This is a genomic window from Lentzea chajnantorensis, from assembly GCF_054300775.1.
The window spans coordinates 7,451,490-7,469,934 of sequence record NZ_JBSDZT010000002.1; the positions used below are offsets into that span (position 1 = coordinate 7,451,490).

8 protein-coding genes and 2 pseudogenes are annotated in these 18,445 nt (G+C 73.3%); all 10 read right to left on the reverse strand.

Features of this window, described 5'->3' with window-relative positions; all coding sequences use genetic code 11:
• Positions 1 to 24 precede the first annotated feature (24 nt).
• Positions 25 to 5,070: pseudogene (locus tag ACVDFE_RS35505) on the reverse strand (SDR family NAD(P)-dependent oxidoreductase); the annotation flags it as partial.
• A gap of 24 nt (positions 5,071 to 5,094) precedes the next feature.
• Positions 5,095 to 9,861 (reverse strand): annotated as a pseudogene (locus ACVDFE_RS35510) (SDR family NAD(P)-dependent oxidoreductase); the annotation flags it as partial.
• A gap of 89 nt (positions 9,862 to 9,950) precedes the next feature.
• Positions 9,951 to 11,216: a methylaspartate mutase gene (locus ACVDFE_RS35515; RefSeq protein ID WP_458433532.1), complete on the reverse strand. Its 1,266-nt coding sequence runs from the start codon at positions 11,214 to 11,216 to the stop codon at positions 9,951 to 9,953.
• Positions 11,213 to 11,695: a cobalamin B12-binding domain-containing protein gene (locus ACVDFE_RS35520; protein WP_458433533.1), complete on the reverse strand. Its 483-nt coding sequence runs from the start codon at positions 11,693 to 11,695 to the stop codon at positions 11,213 to 11,215. Before ACVDFE_RS35520 ends, ACVDFE_RS35515 begins: the two co-directional genes overlap by 4 nt.
• On the reverse strand, positions 11,695 to 12,927 hold the full coding sequence (locus ACVDFE_RS35525; RefSeq protein ID WP_360398843.1) for a type III PLP-dependent enzyme domain-containing protein: 1,233 nt from the start codon (positions 12,925 to 12,927) through the stop codon (positions 11,695 to 11,697). Before ACVDFE_RS35525 ends, ACVDFE_RS35520 begins: the two co-directional genes overlap by 1 nt.
• Positions 12,924 to 14,450 (reverse strand): AMP-binding protein, encoded by a 1,527-nt coding sequence (locus ACVDFE_RS35530; protein ID WP_458433534.1) that lies wholly within the window; start codon positions 14,448 to 14,450, stop codon positions 12,924 to 12,926. The genes ACVDFE_RS35525 and ACVDFE_RS35530 overlap by 4 nt, the downstream gene beginning before the upstream one ends.
• Positions 14,451 to 14,482: 32 nt before the next feature.
• Entirely contained in the window at positions 14,483 to 16,057 is a 1,575-nt protein-coding gene (locus ACVDFE_RS35535) for an AMP-binding protein (protein ID WP_458433535.1), read from the reverse strand.
• Between the two features lie 3 nt (positions 16,058 to 16,060).
• Positions 16,061 to 16,303 (reverse strand): phosphopantetheine-binding protein, encoded by a 243-nt coding sequence (locus tag ACVDFE_RS35540; protein WP_458433536.1) that lies wholly within the window; start codon positions 16,301 to 16,303, stop codon positions 16,061 to 16,063.
• Positions 16,304 to 16,334: 31 nt separating this feature from the next.
• Positions 16,335 to 17,291 (reverse strand): ACP S-malonyltransferase, encoded by a 957-nt coding sequence (locus ACVDFE_RS35545; protein WP_360398855.1) that lies wholly within the window; start codon positions 17,289 to 17,291, stop codon positions 16,335 to 16,337.
• Between the two features lie 3 nt (positions 17,292 to 17,294).
• Positions 17,295 to 18,251, reverse strand: a complete 957-nt coding sequence (locus ACVDFE_RS35550; RefSeq protein WP_458433537.1) for a proline iminopeptidase-family hydrolase — start codon at positions 18,249 to 18,251, stop codon at positions 17,295 to 17,297.
• Positions 18,252 to 18,445 lie beyond the last annotated feature (194 nt).

Consider the following 18,445-nt stretch of genomic DNA (forward strand, 5'->3'; position numbering starts at 1 on the left):
CCCGAGGTCCGCCCGGTGCGCGGCGAGCGCGTCGAGGAACGCGTTGGCCGCCGCGTAGTTGCCCTGGCCGGAGGCGTCGATGGTGCCCGCGGCCGACGAGAACAGCACGAAGTGCGCCAGCTCGCGGCCGAGGGTCAGCTCGTGCAGGTGCCAGGCGGCCTCGGCCTTCGGGCGCAGCACGGTGTCCACACGCGACGGTGTCAGCGCCGTGATGACGCCGTCGTCCAGCACACCGGCCGTGTGCACGACGCTGTCGACCGGTGTGAGCGCGAGCAACGCGGCGACGGCCGCGCGGTCGGCGACGTCGCAGGCGACGACCTCGGCCTTGGCGCCCAGCGCGCTCAGCTCGCCGAGCAGGTCGGCGGCACCCGGCGCGTCCGGCCCGCGCCTGCTCGTGAGAACGAGCCTTTCGACGTCGTTGCGCCGTGCGAGGTGCTTCGCGACGAGCGCGCCGAGCCCGCCCGTCCCTCCGGTGATGAGCACGGTGCCCCACGGGCGCTGCGCCGTGCGGTCCGCCGCGTCCGGTGCGCGGACGAGACGCGGTGCGTGCACGTCGCCGTCCTTGAGGCGCACCTCCGGCTCACCGGTGTCGAGTGCCGCGCCGAGGGACGCGAGGTCCGGCCGGGCGTCTCCGAGGTCCACGAGCACCACGCGTCCGGGTTCCTCCGCGTACGCGGCACGGACGAGACCGCGCACCGCCGCGCCGGCGAGATCGTCGCGGGTCAGCACGACGAGCACCGCCTGCCGTTCGTCGGCGAGCCACGCCTGCACGACCCGCAGGGTCCCGGCGAGGGCTGACCGCACGGCGTCCGGCACAGCGGTGCCGTCCGGCACCGGTGCGGCGTACAGGACCGCGTCGGCGGTGCCCAGCGCGGCGGGCTCCGGTGCGACCGGGACGCCGAGTCCGAGGTCGTCGTCACCGAGCACCGCCCAGTTCCGGTGTGCCCGCACGACGGGCTTCGGCACCGGCTCGCCGGCCACGACGTACAGCTCCCGGGCCGGGGCACCCAGCCGGTCTGCGGCGACGGGCCGCGTCACGTACGACGCCACGGTCGCCAGCGGTGCTCCGTCCTCTGTGGAGAGTTCGATCCGCAGGCCGCCGGTGCCTGCGCGGGTCACGCGCACCCTGGCGGCGAGCGCGCCGGAGCCGTGCTGGGTGACCCCGGTCCACGCGAACGGCAGCTCGACCACGCCCGCGCCGGCACCGGCGGACTCGGCTCGCGGGTCGAGCAGACCGGTGACGTGCAGCGCCGCGTCGAGCAACGCCGGGTGCAGGCCGTAGCGGGCGGCGTCGTGCCTGGCCTCCGCGGGCAGTTCCAGCTCCGCGAGCACGGTGTCCTCGCCGGCCCGCCACGCGGCGCGCACGGCGCGGAAGACGGGCCCGTAGTCGTAGCCCTCGGCGTGCATCCGCTCGTACAGGCCGCTGACGTCGAGCCCGGTCGCGCCCGGCGCGGGCCACTCGGCGACCGGCGCCTGACCGGACGCGTCCCCGACCACGTCGAGAACGCCCGTGGCGTGGCAGGTCCACTCGCCGGTCGCGTCGTCGGGCCGCGAGTGGATCTCGACGGTGCCGTCGGCGGCGGCCGAGACGTGCAGCCGCACGGCCGACTCCCCCGGCACGACGAGCGGCGACTGCAGGGTCAGCTCGGTGAGCGCGGGGCGGCCGGTGAGGCGGCCGGCGTGCAGGGCGAGGCCGACCAGCGCGGCACCGGGTACCAGCACGGTGCCGAGGACGGCGTGCTCGGCGAGCAGCGGGTGCGTGGCGAGCGAGACGCGTCCGGTGAGCAGCAGGCCGCCGGCACCCGGCAGGTCCACGGCCGCGCTGACCAGCGGATGGTCCACTGAGGACAGTCCGTGCGCGGTGACGTCGCCGCCGGTCGCGGCCAGCGGCAGCCAGTGGTGCCGGTGCTGGAACGGGTAGGTCGGCAGGTCCACGTGCGCGCCGGTGAAGTCGCCGTAGAGCTGACGCCAGTCGACGTCGAAGCCCCGCACGTGCACCTCGGCGAGCGAGGTCAGCAGCGCGCGCACCTCCCCGGTGTCCTTGCGCGCGGTGCACGCGAAGGCCGGTTCGGCATCGCCCTGGGCTTCGACGAGGCAGTCGGGTCCCATCGCGGTCAGCACGGGGGCGGCGCCGAGCTCCAGGAACGTGTCGACGCCGCGGTCGGCGAGCGCGCGCACGGCGTCGGCGAAGCGCACGGTCCCGCGCACGTGGTCCACCCAGTAGCCGGCCGAGCCGAGCTGGGCGGCGGTCGCGGGCTCGCCGGTGAGCGTGGACATGATCGGCACCGCGGGCTCGTGCGCGGTGAGCCCGGCCATGACCTCGCGGAAGCCGGCCAGCATCGGTTCCATGCGCGGCGAGTGGAAGGCGTGCGAGACCCGCAGCCGCCGGGTCGTGGCGAACCGCGCGGCGACCGCCTCCACGGCGTCCTCGTCACCGGACACCACGACCGCGCGGGGCCCGTTGACCGCGGCGATGCCGCACCGCTCGCCGAGGAGCGGGGTGACCTCCTCCTCGGTGGCCTGCACGGCGATCATGGCCCCGCCGGCGGGCAGGGCCTGCATCAGCTCGCCCCGCGCGGCGACCGCGGTCACCGCGTCGGACAGCGACCAGACACCCGCCACGTGCGCGGCGGCGAACTCGCCGATGGAGTGCCCCGCGAGCCACGCCGGACGCAGCCCCGCCGACTCGAGCACCCGGTAGAGGGCCACCTGCGTGGTGAACAGCGCGGCCTGCGTGTAGGCGGTCTGGTCGAGCAGCGCGGCCGCCTCGCCGTCGCCGAACAGCACGTCGGCGAGCGGGTGACCGAGGTGACCGGCGAACTGCGCGGCGATGCGGTCGAAGTGCTCCGCGAAGACGGGGTGGGTGCGGTACCAGTCGCGTCCCATGCCCGGTCGCTGGGCACCCTGACCGGAGAACAGGAACGCCAGCGTGCCGTCGGTGACCGAACCGGTCACGACGAGCCCCGGCGCGTCGGCGGCCAGGGCGAGCGCGTCGAGGCCCGCCGTGACGTCGTCGGAGGAGTCCGCGCCGGCGAGGACGACGGCGCGCTCGTCGTGCGCCGCGCGCGTGGTGGCGAGGGCGAAGCCGAGGTCGGCGGGGGCGGTGGTGGACGCCGCGGTGACCAGGTTGCGTGCCTGGTCGCGCAGCGCCGCGGTCGTCCGCGCCGAGACCGGCAGGGCGACGACCGGGGGCGCTTCTCCCCCGGCCACCGCCTCCTGCGCGCCGGGCTCTTCGATGATGACGTGGGCGTTCGTGCCGCTGATGCCGAAGGACGACACGGCGGCACGGCGCGGCCGGGCTCCGGGTTCCCACGGACGGGCCTCGGTGAGCAGCTCGACGGAGCCCGCCTCCCAGTCGACCTTCGAGGACGGCGCGTCGACGTGCAACGTCTTCGGGAGGACGCCGTGCCGCAGGGCCTCGACCATCTTGATGACACCCGCGACACCCGCCGCGGCCTGCGTGTGCCCGATGTTCGACTTGATCGAACCGAGCCACAGCGGTTCACCGCGGTCCTGACCGTAGGTCGCCAGCAGCGCCTGCGCCTCGATCGGGTCACCGAGGGTCGTGCCGGTGCCGTGCGCCTCCACGGCGTCCACATCGGACGGTGCCAGGCCGGCCGCGGCGAGGGCCGCGCGGATGACCCGTTGCTGCGACGGGCCGTTCGGCGCCGTCAGCCCGTTCGACGCGCCGTCCTGGTTGATCGCGGAACCGCTCACCACGGCCAGCACCCGGTGCCCGTTGCGCCGCGCGTCGGAGAGCCGTTCGACGACGAGCACCCCGACGCCCTCGCCCCAGCCCGTGCCGTCCGCGCCGTCGGCGAACGACTTGCAGCGGCCGTCGGCGGCGAGCCCGCGCTGGCGGGAGAAGTCGATGAACGTGTCCGGTGTGGACATCACCGTGACGCCGCCGGCGAGGGCGAGGTCGCATTCGCCCTGCCGCAGCGCCTGAGCGGCGAGGTGCAACGTGACCAGGGACGAGGAGCACGCCGTGTCGACGGTGACCGCGGGACCCTCGAGACCGAGCGCGTACGCGACGCGGCCGGAGACGACACTGCCCAGGTTGCCGTTGCCCGCGTAGGCCGCGAGGTCCTCCGGCAGCTCGGGGAGCCAGGCACCGTAGTCGTGGTACATCACGCCCGCGTAGACGCCGGTCCGGCTGCCGCGCACGGTGGCGGGGTCGATCGACGCCCGTTCCAGCGCCTCCCAGGACACCTCCAGCAGCAACCGCTGCTGCGGGTCCATCGCGGTGGCCTCCCGGGGGCTGATGCCGAAGAAGCCGGCGTCGAACCGCGCGGCGTCGTGGAGGAACGCGCCTTCCCGCGTGTACGTGCGGCCGGGCGTGCCCGGCTCGGGGTCGTAGAGCGCGTCGGCGTCCCAGCCGCGGTCGGCGGGGAACCCGCCCACCGCGTCGACGCCGTCGGCGACCAGCCGCCACAGGTCCTCGGGCGAGGTGACGCCGCCGGGATAGCGGCAGGCCGTGCCGACGATGACGATCGGATCGGTGGTGGTGCCGGGGTCGCGCACGACGACGGGAGCCACGGGCTCGGCGCTGCCGAACAGGCCCTCCTCGACGTGCTTGGCGAGCGCGCGCGGCGTCGGGTGGTCGAACACGAGGGTGGCGGTCAGCCGCAGCCCGGTCACCGCGTTGAGCCGGTTGCGCAGCTCGACGGCGGCGAGGGAGTCGAACCCGAGCTCGGTGAACGCGCGCGCCGGGTCGATGGCGGAGGCTCCGTCGTGGCGCAGCACGTCGGCCACCTCGGTGCGCACGAGGTCCAGCACCACGCGTTCGCGCTCGGCGACCGGAACGGTGGCGAACTGGCCTTCCTCGGTGGTCCGCGCACCGCCCGCGGCAGCACGGCGCACGGCGGGACGCACGAGCTCGCGCAACAGGTGCGGCACGCCGTCGGGACGGCGTCGCACGGCGGCCGCGTCCACCTCGACCGGCACCGCGGTGGACCGTCCTGATCGGACGGCGAGGTCGAACAGCCGCAGCGACCGTTCCGCCGGGAGTCCCGGCAGCCCGGCGGCGGCGATGCGGCGCAGCGCGGCGGCGTCGAGTGCGGCACCCATGCCGGTGCCCGTCGCCCACAGGCTCCAGGACAGCGCCGTGGCGGGCAGGCCGAGTGACGCGCGGTGCTCGGCGAGCGCGTCCAGGTAGGCGTTGGCGGCGGCGTAGTTGGCCTGGCCCGGCGCGTCGAGCACCGCGGCGAGCGAGGAGAACAGCACGAACCGCTTCAGCGGGCGGTCGAGCGTCAGCTCGTGCAACAGCCAGGCGCCGTGGGCCTTGGCGTGGAAGACCTCATCGACCATCTCGTCGGTGAGCGAGCCGAGCAGGCCATCGCGGACGACTCCCGCCGCGTGCACCACCGAGTCGGCGGGGTGCTCCGCCAGCAACCGCGTGACGGCGTCGCGGTCGCCGATGTCGCAGGCCACCACGGTCACCTCGGCGTCCAGGTCCCCGACGAAGCCGGGCACCTCCCCGCGCCTGCCGGCCAGCACCAGGCGGCGGACGCCGTGCGCCTCGACCAGGTGCCGCGCCACGAGCGACCCAACCCCGCCGGTGCCACCGGTCACCAGCACGGTGCCCCAGTCGTCGGCGGCGGCTGCGGTGGCCGGGACCGAGACCGGAGCGGAGACCAGGCGCGGGACGAGGAACTGCCCGCCGGTCAGCGACAGCTCCGGCTCACCGCTGGCGAGGGCCTGGGCCAGTTCGGCCTCGGAAGGCTCGGCATCGTGCTCGACGAGCACGAAACGACCGGGGTTCTCGGCCTGCGCCGCGCGGACGAGCCCGCGGACCGCGGCGTGCGCGGGGCTCGCGGGCGGCGTCACCACGACGAGCGGTGCGGTCGTGCTGTCGTCTTCCAGCCACGTGCGCACCAGGCGCAGTGCCGTGCCGGCGTGCTCGCGGGCGTCCCGCGCGTCCGCGCTCGCGGCACCGCCGAAGCGGTGCACGACAGTGCCCTGTGGAACTGCGGTGGGTGCCGGGGCACGGTGTGGCACCCACCGCACAGCGTGCAGGACCTCCTGGTCCTGCACGAGCCGGGAAACCAGTCCGCCGATGTCGGCCACCGGCGCACCGGTGACGTCGGCGAGCCGGAGTGAGATGCCGCCTCCTTCGCCGCGCGTGATCGCGACGCGCACGGCGGTCGCGCCGGTGGCGTGCAGCGTGACGCCGGTCCAGGCGAACGGCACGCTCACCTCCGACGGAGGCGCGTCCAGGTCCGCCGCGTGCAACGCCGCGTCGAGCAACGCGGGGTGCAGGCCGAACGCACCCGCGCTCTCCGCGATCCCCTCCGGCAACGCGACCTCGGCGTACACGGTGCCGCCCTGCCGCCACGCCGCGCGAAGACCCCGGAACGCCGGCCCGTAGCCGTACCCCTCGTCGGCCAGGCGCTCGTAGAGGTCGTTCGTGTCGACCGGGTCGGCACCCGGCGGCGGCCACTCGCCGAACGGCGCGGGATCGGCGGCGTCGGCCGGGGCGAGGACACCCGCGGCGTGCTCGGTCCACGGGCCCGCCTGGTCGGCGCGGCTGTGGACGGTGACCTGACGACGACCGTCCTCGTCCGCCACGCCGACCGCCACCTGGACGGAGACCTCCTCGTCGCCACCGAGGACGAGCGGTGCGCTCAGGGTCAGTTCCTCCAGCTGCAGCGGCGGGCCGGCGGGTACGTGGTCGGCGGCGCGCAGAGCGAGCTCCACGAACGCCGTGCCGGGGAACAGCACCCTGCCGCCGATGACGTGATCGGCGAGCCACGGCTGGGTGCGCGTGGAGATCCGTCCGGTCAGCACCGCGGCGTCCGCGCCCACGCCGGCGACAGCGGCGAGCAGCGGGTGATCGGCGGGCAGCTGTCCGAGCGCGCCGGCGCCGGCGGACGTGCCCTGGTCGAGCCAGAAGCGCCGCCGCTGGAACGGGTACTGGGGCAACTGGACCGGAGCGCCACCGAACCCGGCGAAGTGCCGCCGCCAGTCGACGGGGACGCCGCGCGAGTGCACGGCCGCGAGCCCCGACATGGCCTCGTGCGCTTCGGGCCGGTCCCGGCGCAGCGCCGCGATGAAGGCCACTCCGCCGGCGTCCACGCACTCCGGTCCCATCGCCGACAGCGTGGCACCCGGTCCGAGCTCGAGGAACGTGCGCACGCCCGTGTCGGCGAGCAGCCGCAGCGCGTCGTGGAAACGCACCTGTGCGCGGACGTGGCCGACCCAGTACTCCGGATCGCACATCTCGACCGACACCGGCTGCCCGGTCACGGTCGACACGATCGGCAGGCGCGGCTCGCGGAAGTCGAGCACGCGCACGACGCGGCGGAACTCGTCGAGCACCGGCTCCATGAGCGGCGAGTGGAAGGCGTGGCTCACGCGCAGACGCCGGGTGTCGCGATCACGTGACGACAGCTCGGCGGCGATCCGCTCGACGTCGCCGAGCTCGCCCGACACCACCACCGACTCGGGGCCGTTGACGGCGGCGATCCCGGTTGCCGCGGTCAGCAGAGGGGTCACTTCGGCCTCGGACGCGCGAACGGCGAGCATCGCGCCCCCGGCGGGCAGCCGCTGCATGAGCCGGCCGCGCGCGGCGACGAGGATCGTCGCGTCCTGCAGCGTCAGCACGCCCGCGACGTGCGCGGCCGCGATCTCGCCGACGGAGTGGCCCGCGAGGTGGTCCGGCGTGAGGCCCCAGCTCTCGAACAGCCGGTACAGCGCGACCTCGACGGCGAACAGCGCGGGCTGCGCGTACTCCGTCGTGTCCAGCAGGGCGGCGTCGGCACTGCCCGGCTCGGCGAACATCAGCTCGTCGAGCCGGCGCGGCAGCTGGAGGTCGAAGTGGGCACAGGTCGCGGCGAGCGAGTCCGCGAAGACGGGGTAGGTGGCCGCCAGCTCGCGGCCCATCCCCGCGCGCTGGCTGCCCTGCCCGGCGAACAGGAACGCGATCTCGCCCGGCACCCGCTGCGGCACCGCGGTGGCACCGTTCGCGAGTCCCTCCAGGGCAGCGCGCAGCTCGTCCCGGCCGGTCGCGACGAGCACCGCCGAGTCGCGCAGCGCGGCACGCGTGGTGCCGAGCGCCTGTGCCAGCTCCACCGGTTCGACGGTGTCGACGAGGGGCAGCAGGTCACGGGCACGCGCGCGGAGCGCGTCCTCGCCGCGCGCGGACAGCGGGAACGCCAGCGGGCGGGCGCCGGCCGGGCTCGGCGCGGAGGTGTCCGGTTCCTGCTCGGGGCGTTCGAGGATGACGTGCGCGTTGGTGCCGCTGACGCCGAAGGACGACACGGCGGCGCGGCGCGGGCGGCCCGTCTCCGGCCACGGACGGGACTCGACGGTCAGCTCGACCTGGCCGGAGGACCAGTCGACGTGCGGCGTCGGTTCGTCGACGTGCAGCGTCGCGGGAACCTCGCCGTGCTGCATCGCGAGCACGGCCTTGATCACCCCGGCAACGCCGGCGGCGGCCTGGGTGTGCCCGAGGTTGGACTTCACCGACCCGAGCAGCAGGGGCCTCGCGCGGTCGCGTCCGTAGGTGGCCAGCAGCGCCGTCGCCTCGATCGGGTCGCCGAGCCGGGTACCGGTGCCGTGCGCCTCGACGACGTCGACGTCCGCCGGCGTGAGTCCCGCTGACGCGAGCGCACTGCGGATGACCCGCTGCTGCGCGGTGCCGTTGGGCGCGGTGAGGCCGTTGGACGCGCCGTCGGAGTTCACCGCGGAGCCGCGCACCACGGCGAGCACCCGGTGGCCGTTCTTCCGCGCGTCCGACAGCCGCTCCAGGACCAGGACGCCCACGCCTTCGGCGAAACCGGTGCCGTCCGCGGCCGCGGCGAAGGGTTTGCAGACCCCGTCCGGTGCGAGGCCGCGCTGCCTGCTGAACGCGGTGAAGACACCCGGTCCACCGAGCACGGCCACACCACCGGCGAGCGCGAGCGTCGTTTCCCCCGCGCGCAACGAGCGGCACGCCAGGTGCAGCGAGACGAGTCCCGCGGAGCACGCCGTGTCCACGGTGAGGGCGGGACCTTCCACACCGAGCACGTACGCGACCCGGCCGGACACGACGCTGGAGGCGTTGCCCGCCAACAGGTACGCGTCCATGCCGTCGGGTGCCTCGTGCAGGTGCGGGCCGTAGTCCAGCATCTCCGCACCGACGAAGACACCGGTCGCCGTGCCGCGCAACGCGGTGGGGTCGATCCCGGCGTTCTCGAGCGCGTGCCAGGTGGTCTCGAGCACGAGCCGCTGCTGCGGGTCCATGCCCAGCGCCTCGCGCGGGCTGATGCCGAAGAACTCGGCGTCGAAGTCGGTCGCGGTGCCGAGGAACCCGCCCTTGCGCACGTAGGCGCTGCCCGGCGTCTCGGGATCGTCGTCGAACAGGGCGCCGAGGTCCCAACCGCGGTCGGAGGGGAAGTCGGACAGCACGGTGCCGCCCTCGGCGAGCAGCTGCCACAACGCCGCCGGATCGTCGATGCCGCCGGGGAAGCGGCAGCCGATGCCCACGATCGCGACCGGCTCGTCGTCGACGGCGGCGGGGGTGGCGGGGGCGGCGGGCACGTCCGCGGCGTCGTCGGTTCCGTCGGCCGCGCGCAGCAGCCGGTCCACCAGCTCCGGCAGCGTCGGGCAGTCGTAGGCGAGGCTCACCGGCAGGGGAATCCCGGTGCGCTCGGTGAGGACGTGGTGCAGGTGGACGGCGGCCAGCGAGTCGAGCCCCTGCGCCGCGAAGGACTGCTCGGCGTCGAGCGCGCCACCGGCGGCCGCTGCGTCCGGCCGCGCCTGCGCGATGGCCTCCGCCACGGCGGCGCGCACCAACTCGGTGACCACCCGGCGGCGTCCGCCCGGCGCGGCCTGCGCCAGCCGTGTCGCCAGTGCTGATTCGGCTACGAGCCCGTTCATCCGCGCATCTCCCGACTGACCGGCGCGATCTCTGGTCCTTGCTTGGAACGTAACGAGAGCAGGAGGAGGGACCCCACCCTTAAAAGCCCCTAAGACACACCGGCGGCGGCCATGCCGTCGTAGCTGCGGCGCACGAAGGACAGCGACCGCAGCAGTTCCGACGACGTGAGTCCGCGCGCCGCGCGGCTCTCGGCGATACCGCGCAACGGCATCCGCCCGATCCGCGACCAGCGCAGGCTGCCATCGGTGTCGATGTAGCTCCTGCTCTCCCCCGCGTTGTCCGGGTGCAGGCAGTACGGCACGTCGAGCAGGCCCGTCGCGAACGCCGTCAGGAACGCCTGGCCGAGGTCGTCGTTCAACGCCAGCACGGCCTCCACCAGTGCGCGGGCTTCGGCGTGGACGGCGTTGCCCTCCAGCGGGGCCGGCGCGTACGGCGTGCGGGCGGCGACGTCGGAGGCCAGCTCCAGGGCGGCCACGTTCTCCTCGATCGACGGGATGCGTTGCGACTCCGCGACCGTCTTGACGATGATCCGCTCCGACCCCGTGCGCGACGCCAGCCCTGCCGCCGCGCCGAGCAACGCACGCGCGCCGTCCTCGGTCTCCGGGAACACTCCCATGTAGGCGTAGATGACGACGTGCCAGTCGACGTCCGGCAGGAGCACCGAGCACAGCGCGCGCAACGCGGCGACGGCTTCGGCGTCCTGGGCCTCGTTCGTCTGCTGCGCATAGCTGACCGAGATGCTGCGTATGCCCAGCCGCCGGAAGAACACCGCTTCCAGCACGCTGATCGCGACGAGCAGGCTCGGCGGGCACAGCTGCCCGAGCATGCACCCGCCGAACGTCTCGAGGTGCGGTTCCACGCCCGGCCCGCGCGCGGCCGCCATCAGCTCGGACGCCGCCGTCCAGTGCGCCACGGACTCCCGCAGCGACACCCGCCCGTAGGGCAGGCAGTAGGAGATCGGCCCGCCCTCCGAAGCGTCCAGCCCGACCTCGAGCAGAGCGCGGATGATGTCCTCCGGTGCCGCCGAACCGTGCCGCACCTGGACCGGGAAGTCCGGTCCGCAGACGCCGTCGAGCACCGCCTCGGTGGTCCGGCGCTCGTGGCTCACGATCGGGTACCCGTTGAGCGCGGCCCCTTCGAGCAGGGCCAGGCGGGCCGACTCCAGATCACCGACGCGCGTGTAGCTGTCGATGGTCAGGGTGCCGACCGTGGTCGCGTCGGCCTTCCTGGTGGCCCGCAGGCCCGCGCGCATCCGCTCGGGATCGCTCATCCCCATGCGCGGTTGCACGACGAGCCTGCCGCGCTCGTGCGCCTCGCGGACGAAGGCGCCGAAACCGGTTCTCGCGCGGGTCATACCCGCAGCCGCTGGGGCAGTTCGAACAGCAGGCGGCTGAACTCGTCGATGCCCCCGCTGTCCACGCCGTCGGCGAACACCGCGTCGTAGCCCGCCGCCTTCAGCTCGGCGACCTGTTCCGCGGACGAGCTGCCGGTGATGCCGAGCTTGCCCCCGATCACCGCGGGGACGTCGGCGAGCTCCTGCCGCGCGCGCAGTCGGGTGACCATCCGGATGCCGTCGTGGAAGCCGTGGCCGTTGACGCTGCTCACGACCACGAGCGCGGGCTGCTCCGCCACCGCCTCTTCGACGAGCAGGTCCTCCGGCACGCACGGGCCGAGGTTGACCACCCGCCTGCCGTGCTCCTCGATCAACAGCTGCAGGTAGACGAGGTTCCAGGTGTGCGAGTCCGACGTACCGCCCGCCACGAGCACGGGCTGGTCGCCCGCGTCGCCGGGAAGGAGATCGAGGTTGTCGCGCCGCGGCGAAGAAATGTTCATCAGAGTGCCTCTCCGTGTTCATATGCTCGTGAGTGCTCGATGCGGGAGGCGGAGACGACATCGGCACCGCGGACGACGACTTCGGTGGGCGCGGGCCTGCCGAGGAACATCAACAGGCTCGCGGTCGGGCCGTAGGACCCGGCGTTGGGCACGGTCAGCAGTTCACCGGGCTCCAGGTCGGGCAGCCGGACCCCCCTGCCGAGCAGGTCGCCGGGGGTGCACAGCGGACCGGCGAGGTGCGCGCCGGCGCCCTCGGCGACGGCCTCGTGCGGCTCGACGGAGATCGGCATGATCCGCCCGAGCCCGGACATGCCGCCGAAGGTGTTGATCCCCGCGTCGAGGACCAGGTAGCGCTGTCCCCTGCTGTGCTTGACGTTGACGACCGAGGTCAGCAGCGTGCCGCTGTCCGCGACGAGGTACCGGCCCGACTCGCAGGCGATCCGCGGCGCGCCGTCCCGCCAGCCGGGGAAGTGCTCGTCGAGCGCCTCCGACATGGCCTTGCCCAGGTACTCGTAGACAGGGCGGTGGCCCTGCACGGCGTACGGCGCGGCGAAACCACCGCCGATGTCGACCAAGCGGAACCGGACACCGAGAACGTCCTGCAGCCGTGCGGCGCTGGTGATGGTGTGCTGGAACTCCGCGATGAGGCTGTCCTCGTCCTGGGTGTTGCTCAACGGGAAGAAGTGCAGCCCGGCGATGGTCGTCCCGGGCACCTCGCGCAGAGCCGGGGCGAGGTCGGCCAGCGTCTCGCTGTCGAACCCGAACTGCGACGGCACACCGGTCATCCGGATGCTCGTCGCCGCGGCCCCCGTGGCGTTGTTGACGCGCAGGAGGCAGTCCGCGGTCGTGCCCGCCTCCAGCGCCACCGCGCCGACGCGGCGCAGGTCCCCGATCGACTCGACCGAGAACAGCCGCACGCCGTGCGCGATCGCCGTGGCGAGTTCGCCCGCCGTCTTGCCGGGGCCGGTGTAGAGCACCTCGTCACCGCGGAAACCGGCGCGCAGCACCGCGTCCAGCTCGCCGGTCGAGCTGATCTCCGCGCGGACGCCGCGTTCGCCGGAACGCAGCTCGCGCAGCAGCTCGGGGTGGGGGTTGGCCTTCGCCGCGTAGTACAGCACCACCTGCTCGGGCAACGCCGCGAGCAGGTCGTCCCTGGCCGCCACGACGCGGTCGAGGTCGTAGACGAAGGCAGGCGTGCCGAAGCGGTCCGCGATCTCCCGGTAGCCGGTCACGGTGCGACTCCTTCCAGGAGCTTGGTGAGGCGGGCCCTGTCGTACTTGCCGTGCTGGGTCAGCGGCAGTTCTTCGACGATCCTCGCCACCGAGGGCACCTTCGCGGGTTCGAGCCGGCGCGCGAGCTCCCGCAGCAGTGCGTGCGGTTCGATGTCGCCTTCCACGAACACGGCGAGCGCGCGACCGTCCTCGGGCGGTACCGCGGCTGCCGCGCGCACACCGGGCACGTCGGCGGCCGCGGCCTCCAGCTCGGTCGTGCTCATGCGCACGCCCTTGTGCTTGAACATGTCGTCGCGGCGGCCCTCGTAGTAGAGGAACCCGTCCTCGTCCACACGGCCGAAATCACCGGTGTGCAACCGAAGCCCGCCATCGGACCCGACGCGGAAGGAACGCGCGGTCTGCTCGGGGGCGCGCCAGTAGCCCGGCATCACGTGCGGTCCTTCGACCACGATCTCCCCGATCTCTCCCGGCGGCAACGGCTCACCGTGCTCGTCCACGACGAAGGCGCGGGTGCCGGGCAGTGGCCTGCCCACCGAGTCCGGCTTGCTGCCGGCGAGCTCCGGCGGCAGCACGGACACCCGCTTGCACTCGGTCTGTCCGAACTGGATGATCACCTCGGCGCCGGGGAAGGCCGCGCGCAACGCGTCGGCGGTGGGCTTCGGCAGCGCGGCACCGGTGTTGGTGAACATCCGCACCCGCGCACCCTCCGGGACACCGCGCTCCGCGAGCGTGCTGATCATGGTGGCCAGCGAGGGCACGATCGGCACGACGGTCGCGCCGGTGTCCACGATCCGGCTCAGCAGCAGCAGGTCCGACTCGCCGTCGGCGAGCACCAGCTCGCTGTGGCCGGCTGCGGTGAGCAGCACCTTGTAGAGCCCGTAGTCCCAGGAGATGGGGAACCGGCAGAAGACCACGTCGTCGGGCCGGTAGCCGAGCTCGGCGTTGATCGCCCCGGTGACGAACACCATCTGCCGGTGCGGGCAGATCACCGCCTTGGGCGCCGCGGTCGAGCCCGAGGTGTAGACGAGCACGGCGACGTCGTCGGGGTGCACGTCGGTGCCGGCGCCCCGCGCTTTCATCCGGTACAGGTCCTCGATCTCGGCCCACACACCGGAGAAGCCGCGCACGGCCACGCCGCCGGAGAACGCGGCGACGCGGTCCACCGCCTCGTCGGGCACGATGATGAGCGCCGGTTCGGCGTTCTGCACCACCGCGCGGAGGTGGAAGTCCTTCATCCCGGTGTTGATCGGCACCAGCACCGCGCCGCAGCGCGACGTGCCGTACAGCAGGGCCGCCAGTTCGCGGTTGCTCGGCAGCTGGACCAGCACGCGGTCGCCGCGGCCGATGCCGGAGAGGGCCAGCCAGGCGTCGACGGCGTGGCTGTGGCCGGCCAGTTCCCGGTAGGTCCACCGGCCGGCGGAGTCGCTGATCGCGAAGGAGTCGGGGTGGCCGGCGAGGGCTTCGTCGAGCAGGTCGTGGACCAGGGCGCCGGTGCGGGCCCCGGTGGTCTGGGTGGAGTTCACTTGTGGCTCGGGCCTTTCGTGCTGGTTCCCGGTCACCGGCCGCCGCGAGGGCGGGGCCGGCCTCTGACCGCGGCCCCGCTCGCCTCGGAGGTGAGCTTCGAGCGGTCGATCTTGCGATTGCTGTTCAACGGGAACGCGTCGATGTGGTAGTAGGCCCGCGGCACGACGCCGGAGGGCAGCCGGTCGCGCAGGTGCCGCGCGAGCCGCGCGGGCGAGAGCGGTTCCCCGGTGTGGAACACGGCCAGCTCGACCGTGCCCTCCATCTCCAGCGCCACCGTGACGGCCTGGTCGACGCCTTCGCAGTCCCGGACCGCCGCGTCCACCTCGGCCAGTTCGACGCGGATGCCGTGCACCTGCACCTGGGAGTCCCTGCGGCCCAGGTACAGCAGCCCCGCGCCGTCGGTGGCGAGCCGCACGCGGTCGCCGGTGCGGTAGAAGCGCTTTCCCTCGTGCACCAGGAAGCGGTTCACGTCGTCGGCCGGGTCGAGGTAGCCCGCGGTCAGCTGCGGGCCCGCGACGCACAGCTCGCCCTCCCCGGTCCGGCTCGGCCTGCCGTTGTCGTCCAGCAGCACCAGGTCGTGACCTTCGTGGAGCTCGCCGATGGGCACGACGTGGTGCCGCCGTTCCTCGTCGCACCAGCGGTAGGCGCTGACGGTGATCGTCAGCTCGGTGGGCCCGTAGAGGTTCTCCAGGGTGGACCTGGACGCGGCCTGCGCCCAGTCGGCGGCGTCGACGTCGTGCAGCGCCTCACCGGCGAAGAAGCTCCACCGCAGGGTGCTGAGGGACCCCGCCTGGAGACCGCCGGTCTTGCGCACCAGGGAGATCGCGCTCGGCGTGGAGAACCACACCGTGATGCCGTGCTCGCTCAGGAACTCGGGGAGCCGCGCGTAGGCTTGGGGCGGCAGCGGAACCACCGGCGCGCCCGCACCCCAGGCGCAGAACAGGTCGAACATCGCGCAGTCGAAGTTGAGGTCGAAGGTCTGCGAGAAGACGTCCTCGGGACCGAAGTCGTAGCGCTTGTCCTGCAAGGCGAAGTAGTGCGCCGTGTTGGCGTGCGTGACCGGGACGCCCTTGGGACGTCCCGTGGACCCCGAGGTGAACAGCACGTACGCGACGTCGTGCGGACGTGTCGGCATCGGGGCCGTCAACGCGCTGCCGGGGTCGATCCGCAGACCCGGCGCCGGGTGGCCGCCCGGCGCGAACAACGTCGGCAGCTCGACCCCCTCGTCCGCCAGCGCGCGCAGCGCGGGCAGGGAGTCGTCGTCGGCGAGAAGTGCCTGCACACCGGCCGCCTCGATCATCTGCCGGGTGCGCGCCGCGGGGAACGCGGGCTGCAGCGGCACCACGGTCAGTCCACTGTAGAATCCCGCGAGCAGGGTCGCGTAGGCCGAGGTTCCCTTGCCCACCAGCACCCCGAGCGTCCGGGTGTCCTCGGCGAGGCCGGCGAGTGCGGAGCCGGCGAGCAGCAGTGCCCGCTCGTGCAGCTCGCGGAAGGTCGTCACGCCCCCGTCCGCGCGCACGGCCGGCCGCTCCGGTGACAGAGCGAGGCCGCGGGAGAACCGTCCCGCCAGGGTGCTGTCGGTGATCTGGACCAGGTTCGCCGTCATGGCTCAGCGCGCCGCGTGGTCGAGTGTGCGCTCCACGGTCGACCACAGCATGCCCGCCGTGCGGAAGGTCTCCATGCTCAGCGCGCTGTCGTCGAAGCGGACGCGGTAGGCGTTCTCCAGAACGCTGAGCAGGTGCACCGCGTTCAGCGAGTCGAGGCCGAGCCTCCTTGAGGTCGGCCTCCGGTGCCAGGTCCTCGGTGTCGGGAAGGAACGGCAGAAAGCCGCGGACCAGGTCCTCGAAGTCATCGTTCCACATGGTTTCCTCCATCTGTCTGGCTCAGGCCGCGAGCACGCGGCGCCGGGGTGTCATCGCGAGCCGCGGCTGGGCGGCGACGACGTCGAACCGCTCCGCCGCGCACGGAACGCGGCCGAACAGGCTGTCCGGCCCGGCGACGCACAGCCGCCGCACGCCGGAGTCGCGCAGCGCGTCCGTCACGCTCGGCCAGTTCATCGGGTGGTCGAACCCGTCGAGCAGCATCGTGCGCAGCTGCTCACCGGTGTGCAGCAGCGAGCCGTCCTGGTCGGCCACGACGGGCAGCGAGGGGTCGGCGAACCGGTAGCGCGAGACGACCTCGCGCTCGGCCTTGTCGCGCAGCCCGCGGAAGAGTGAGGCGTGCATCGGCGGCCGCATCGTGTACAGCGGCATCCCGCCGATCCCGCGCACCCGTGCCGCCAGCCACTCGACCTCGCTCTCCGCGATCGACACCATGAAGAACCCGTCGTCGACGTAGCAGGAGATCTCGTGCCACTCGCCGCGTTCGGTGAGCTCGGCGAAGATCGGCTCGATCTTCGCCATGGGGGCGCGGACGAAGGACAGCGTGACGACATCGGTGTGCTCCTCGGCGAAGTACTCGTCGAGGCACCGGGCGATGTCGGCGGTGAGCCGCACCGCGTCAGGCAGTTCGAGCACGCCGGTGTAGGCGAGCACCGCCTTCTCGCCGAAACTGGGTCCCGTCACCACGTCCGGTGTCACGCCGAGGTCCGCCTCTGCCCACCGCGCGCAGGCGAGGCAGTTCACGAAGAACGCCACCTGCGCGGCCTCGGTGTAGTCGCCGGGGTCCTCGCGCAGCGAGTCCACCAGCGAGTAGCCGAGCACGTCGTCGGCCACGGCGACCAGTTCCCGCGCGAACGGGTTGGCCACCATGAACCGGCCGATGTCGCGGAACGGCACCGGTCCCATGCCGGGGAAGACCATCGCCGTGGTGAACCCACCGCCGCCACTGGGCGCGCCCACCGTTCAGAGTCCCTTGAGGAAGTCGACGAGCACCTCGTGGAAGAGCTCGGGCTCTTCGAGGTGCGGAAGGTGCGCGGAGTTCTCGAAGACCTCCCAGCGCGCGCCCTTGACGTGCTCCTCGTAGGGCCGCATCACGGTCGGCGTCGCCTCGTCGTAGCGGCCGCTGAGCAGCAGCGTCGGGGTGTCGATCGCGGGGAGGTCGTCGATGACCGAGAAGTCCTTGAGCGAGCCGATCACGTGGAACTCGTTCGGCCCGTTCATCGCGTAGTAGACGGTGGGGTCGTTGTAGATCTCCATGTACGAGGAGACGAAGTCGCGCGGCCACGGCCGGGCGCGGCAGACGTGCCGGTCGTAGAAGACCCGCATCGCGGCGAGGTACTCCCGGTCGTCGTAGGTGCCGGCCGCCTCGTGGCGGAGCAACGCTTCCTGGGTCTCCCTCGGCAGGTCGGCGCGCAGGCGCGCCATCTCCTGCAACCAGATCGGGTACGAGGCCGGCGCGTTGGCCACCACCAGCCCGCGCAGCCCTGCCGGGCCGGCCGCGGCGTGCTTCGCGCACAGCGGACCGCCCCACGACTGTCCGAAGAGGACGTAGTTGTCGGCGATCCCGAGGCCGGTCAGCAGGTTGTCCAGCTCCTCCAGGAAGAGCTCGACCGTCCAGAACGCCGGATCGGCGTCGGGCAGGTGCGTCGACCCGCCGTTGCCGAGCTGGTCGTAGTGCACCACCGGCCAGCCGTCGTCCGCGAGCCGCGCCAGCGGCAGCAGGTAGTCGTGCGTGCTGCCCGGTCCACCGTGGACCGCGACCACGGCCGGCCGGTCGCCGCCGAGCTCACCGGTCACGCGGTACCAGGTCCGGTAGTCGCGGAAGGCCACCGTTCCCTTGGTGCTGGCCAAGGGGACACGGGTTCCGAACGGCACGAAGACCACCTCCTCGGGCAGCACTCGCTGGAACGGCCGCGGCACCGGCAAAATGGCGCGCTGACCGTTGGGGACCGAACTTCCAGCCGAAAGCTATCGCCGACCCCGACCCCTAAAAGCCCCTACGCGGCGGGGTCGGGTTCCGGTGCTCCGTGAGGTGCGTCCCCTGTGTGGTTCGCTTCAGAAATGAGAACGCTCACAACGGAAAGCCCTCACGGCACAACCGAAAGCGTCTCACT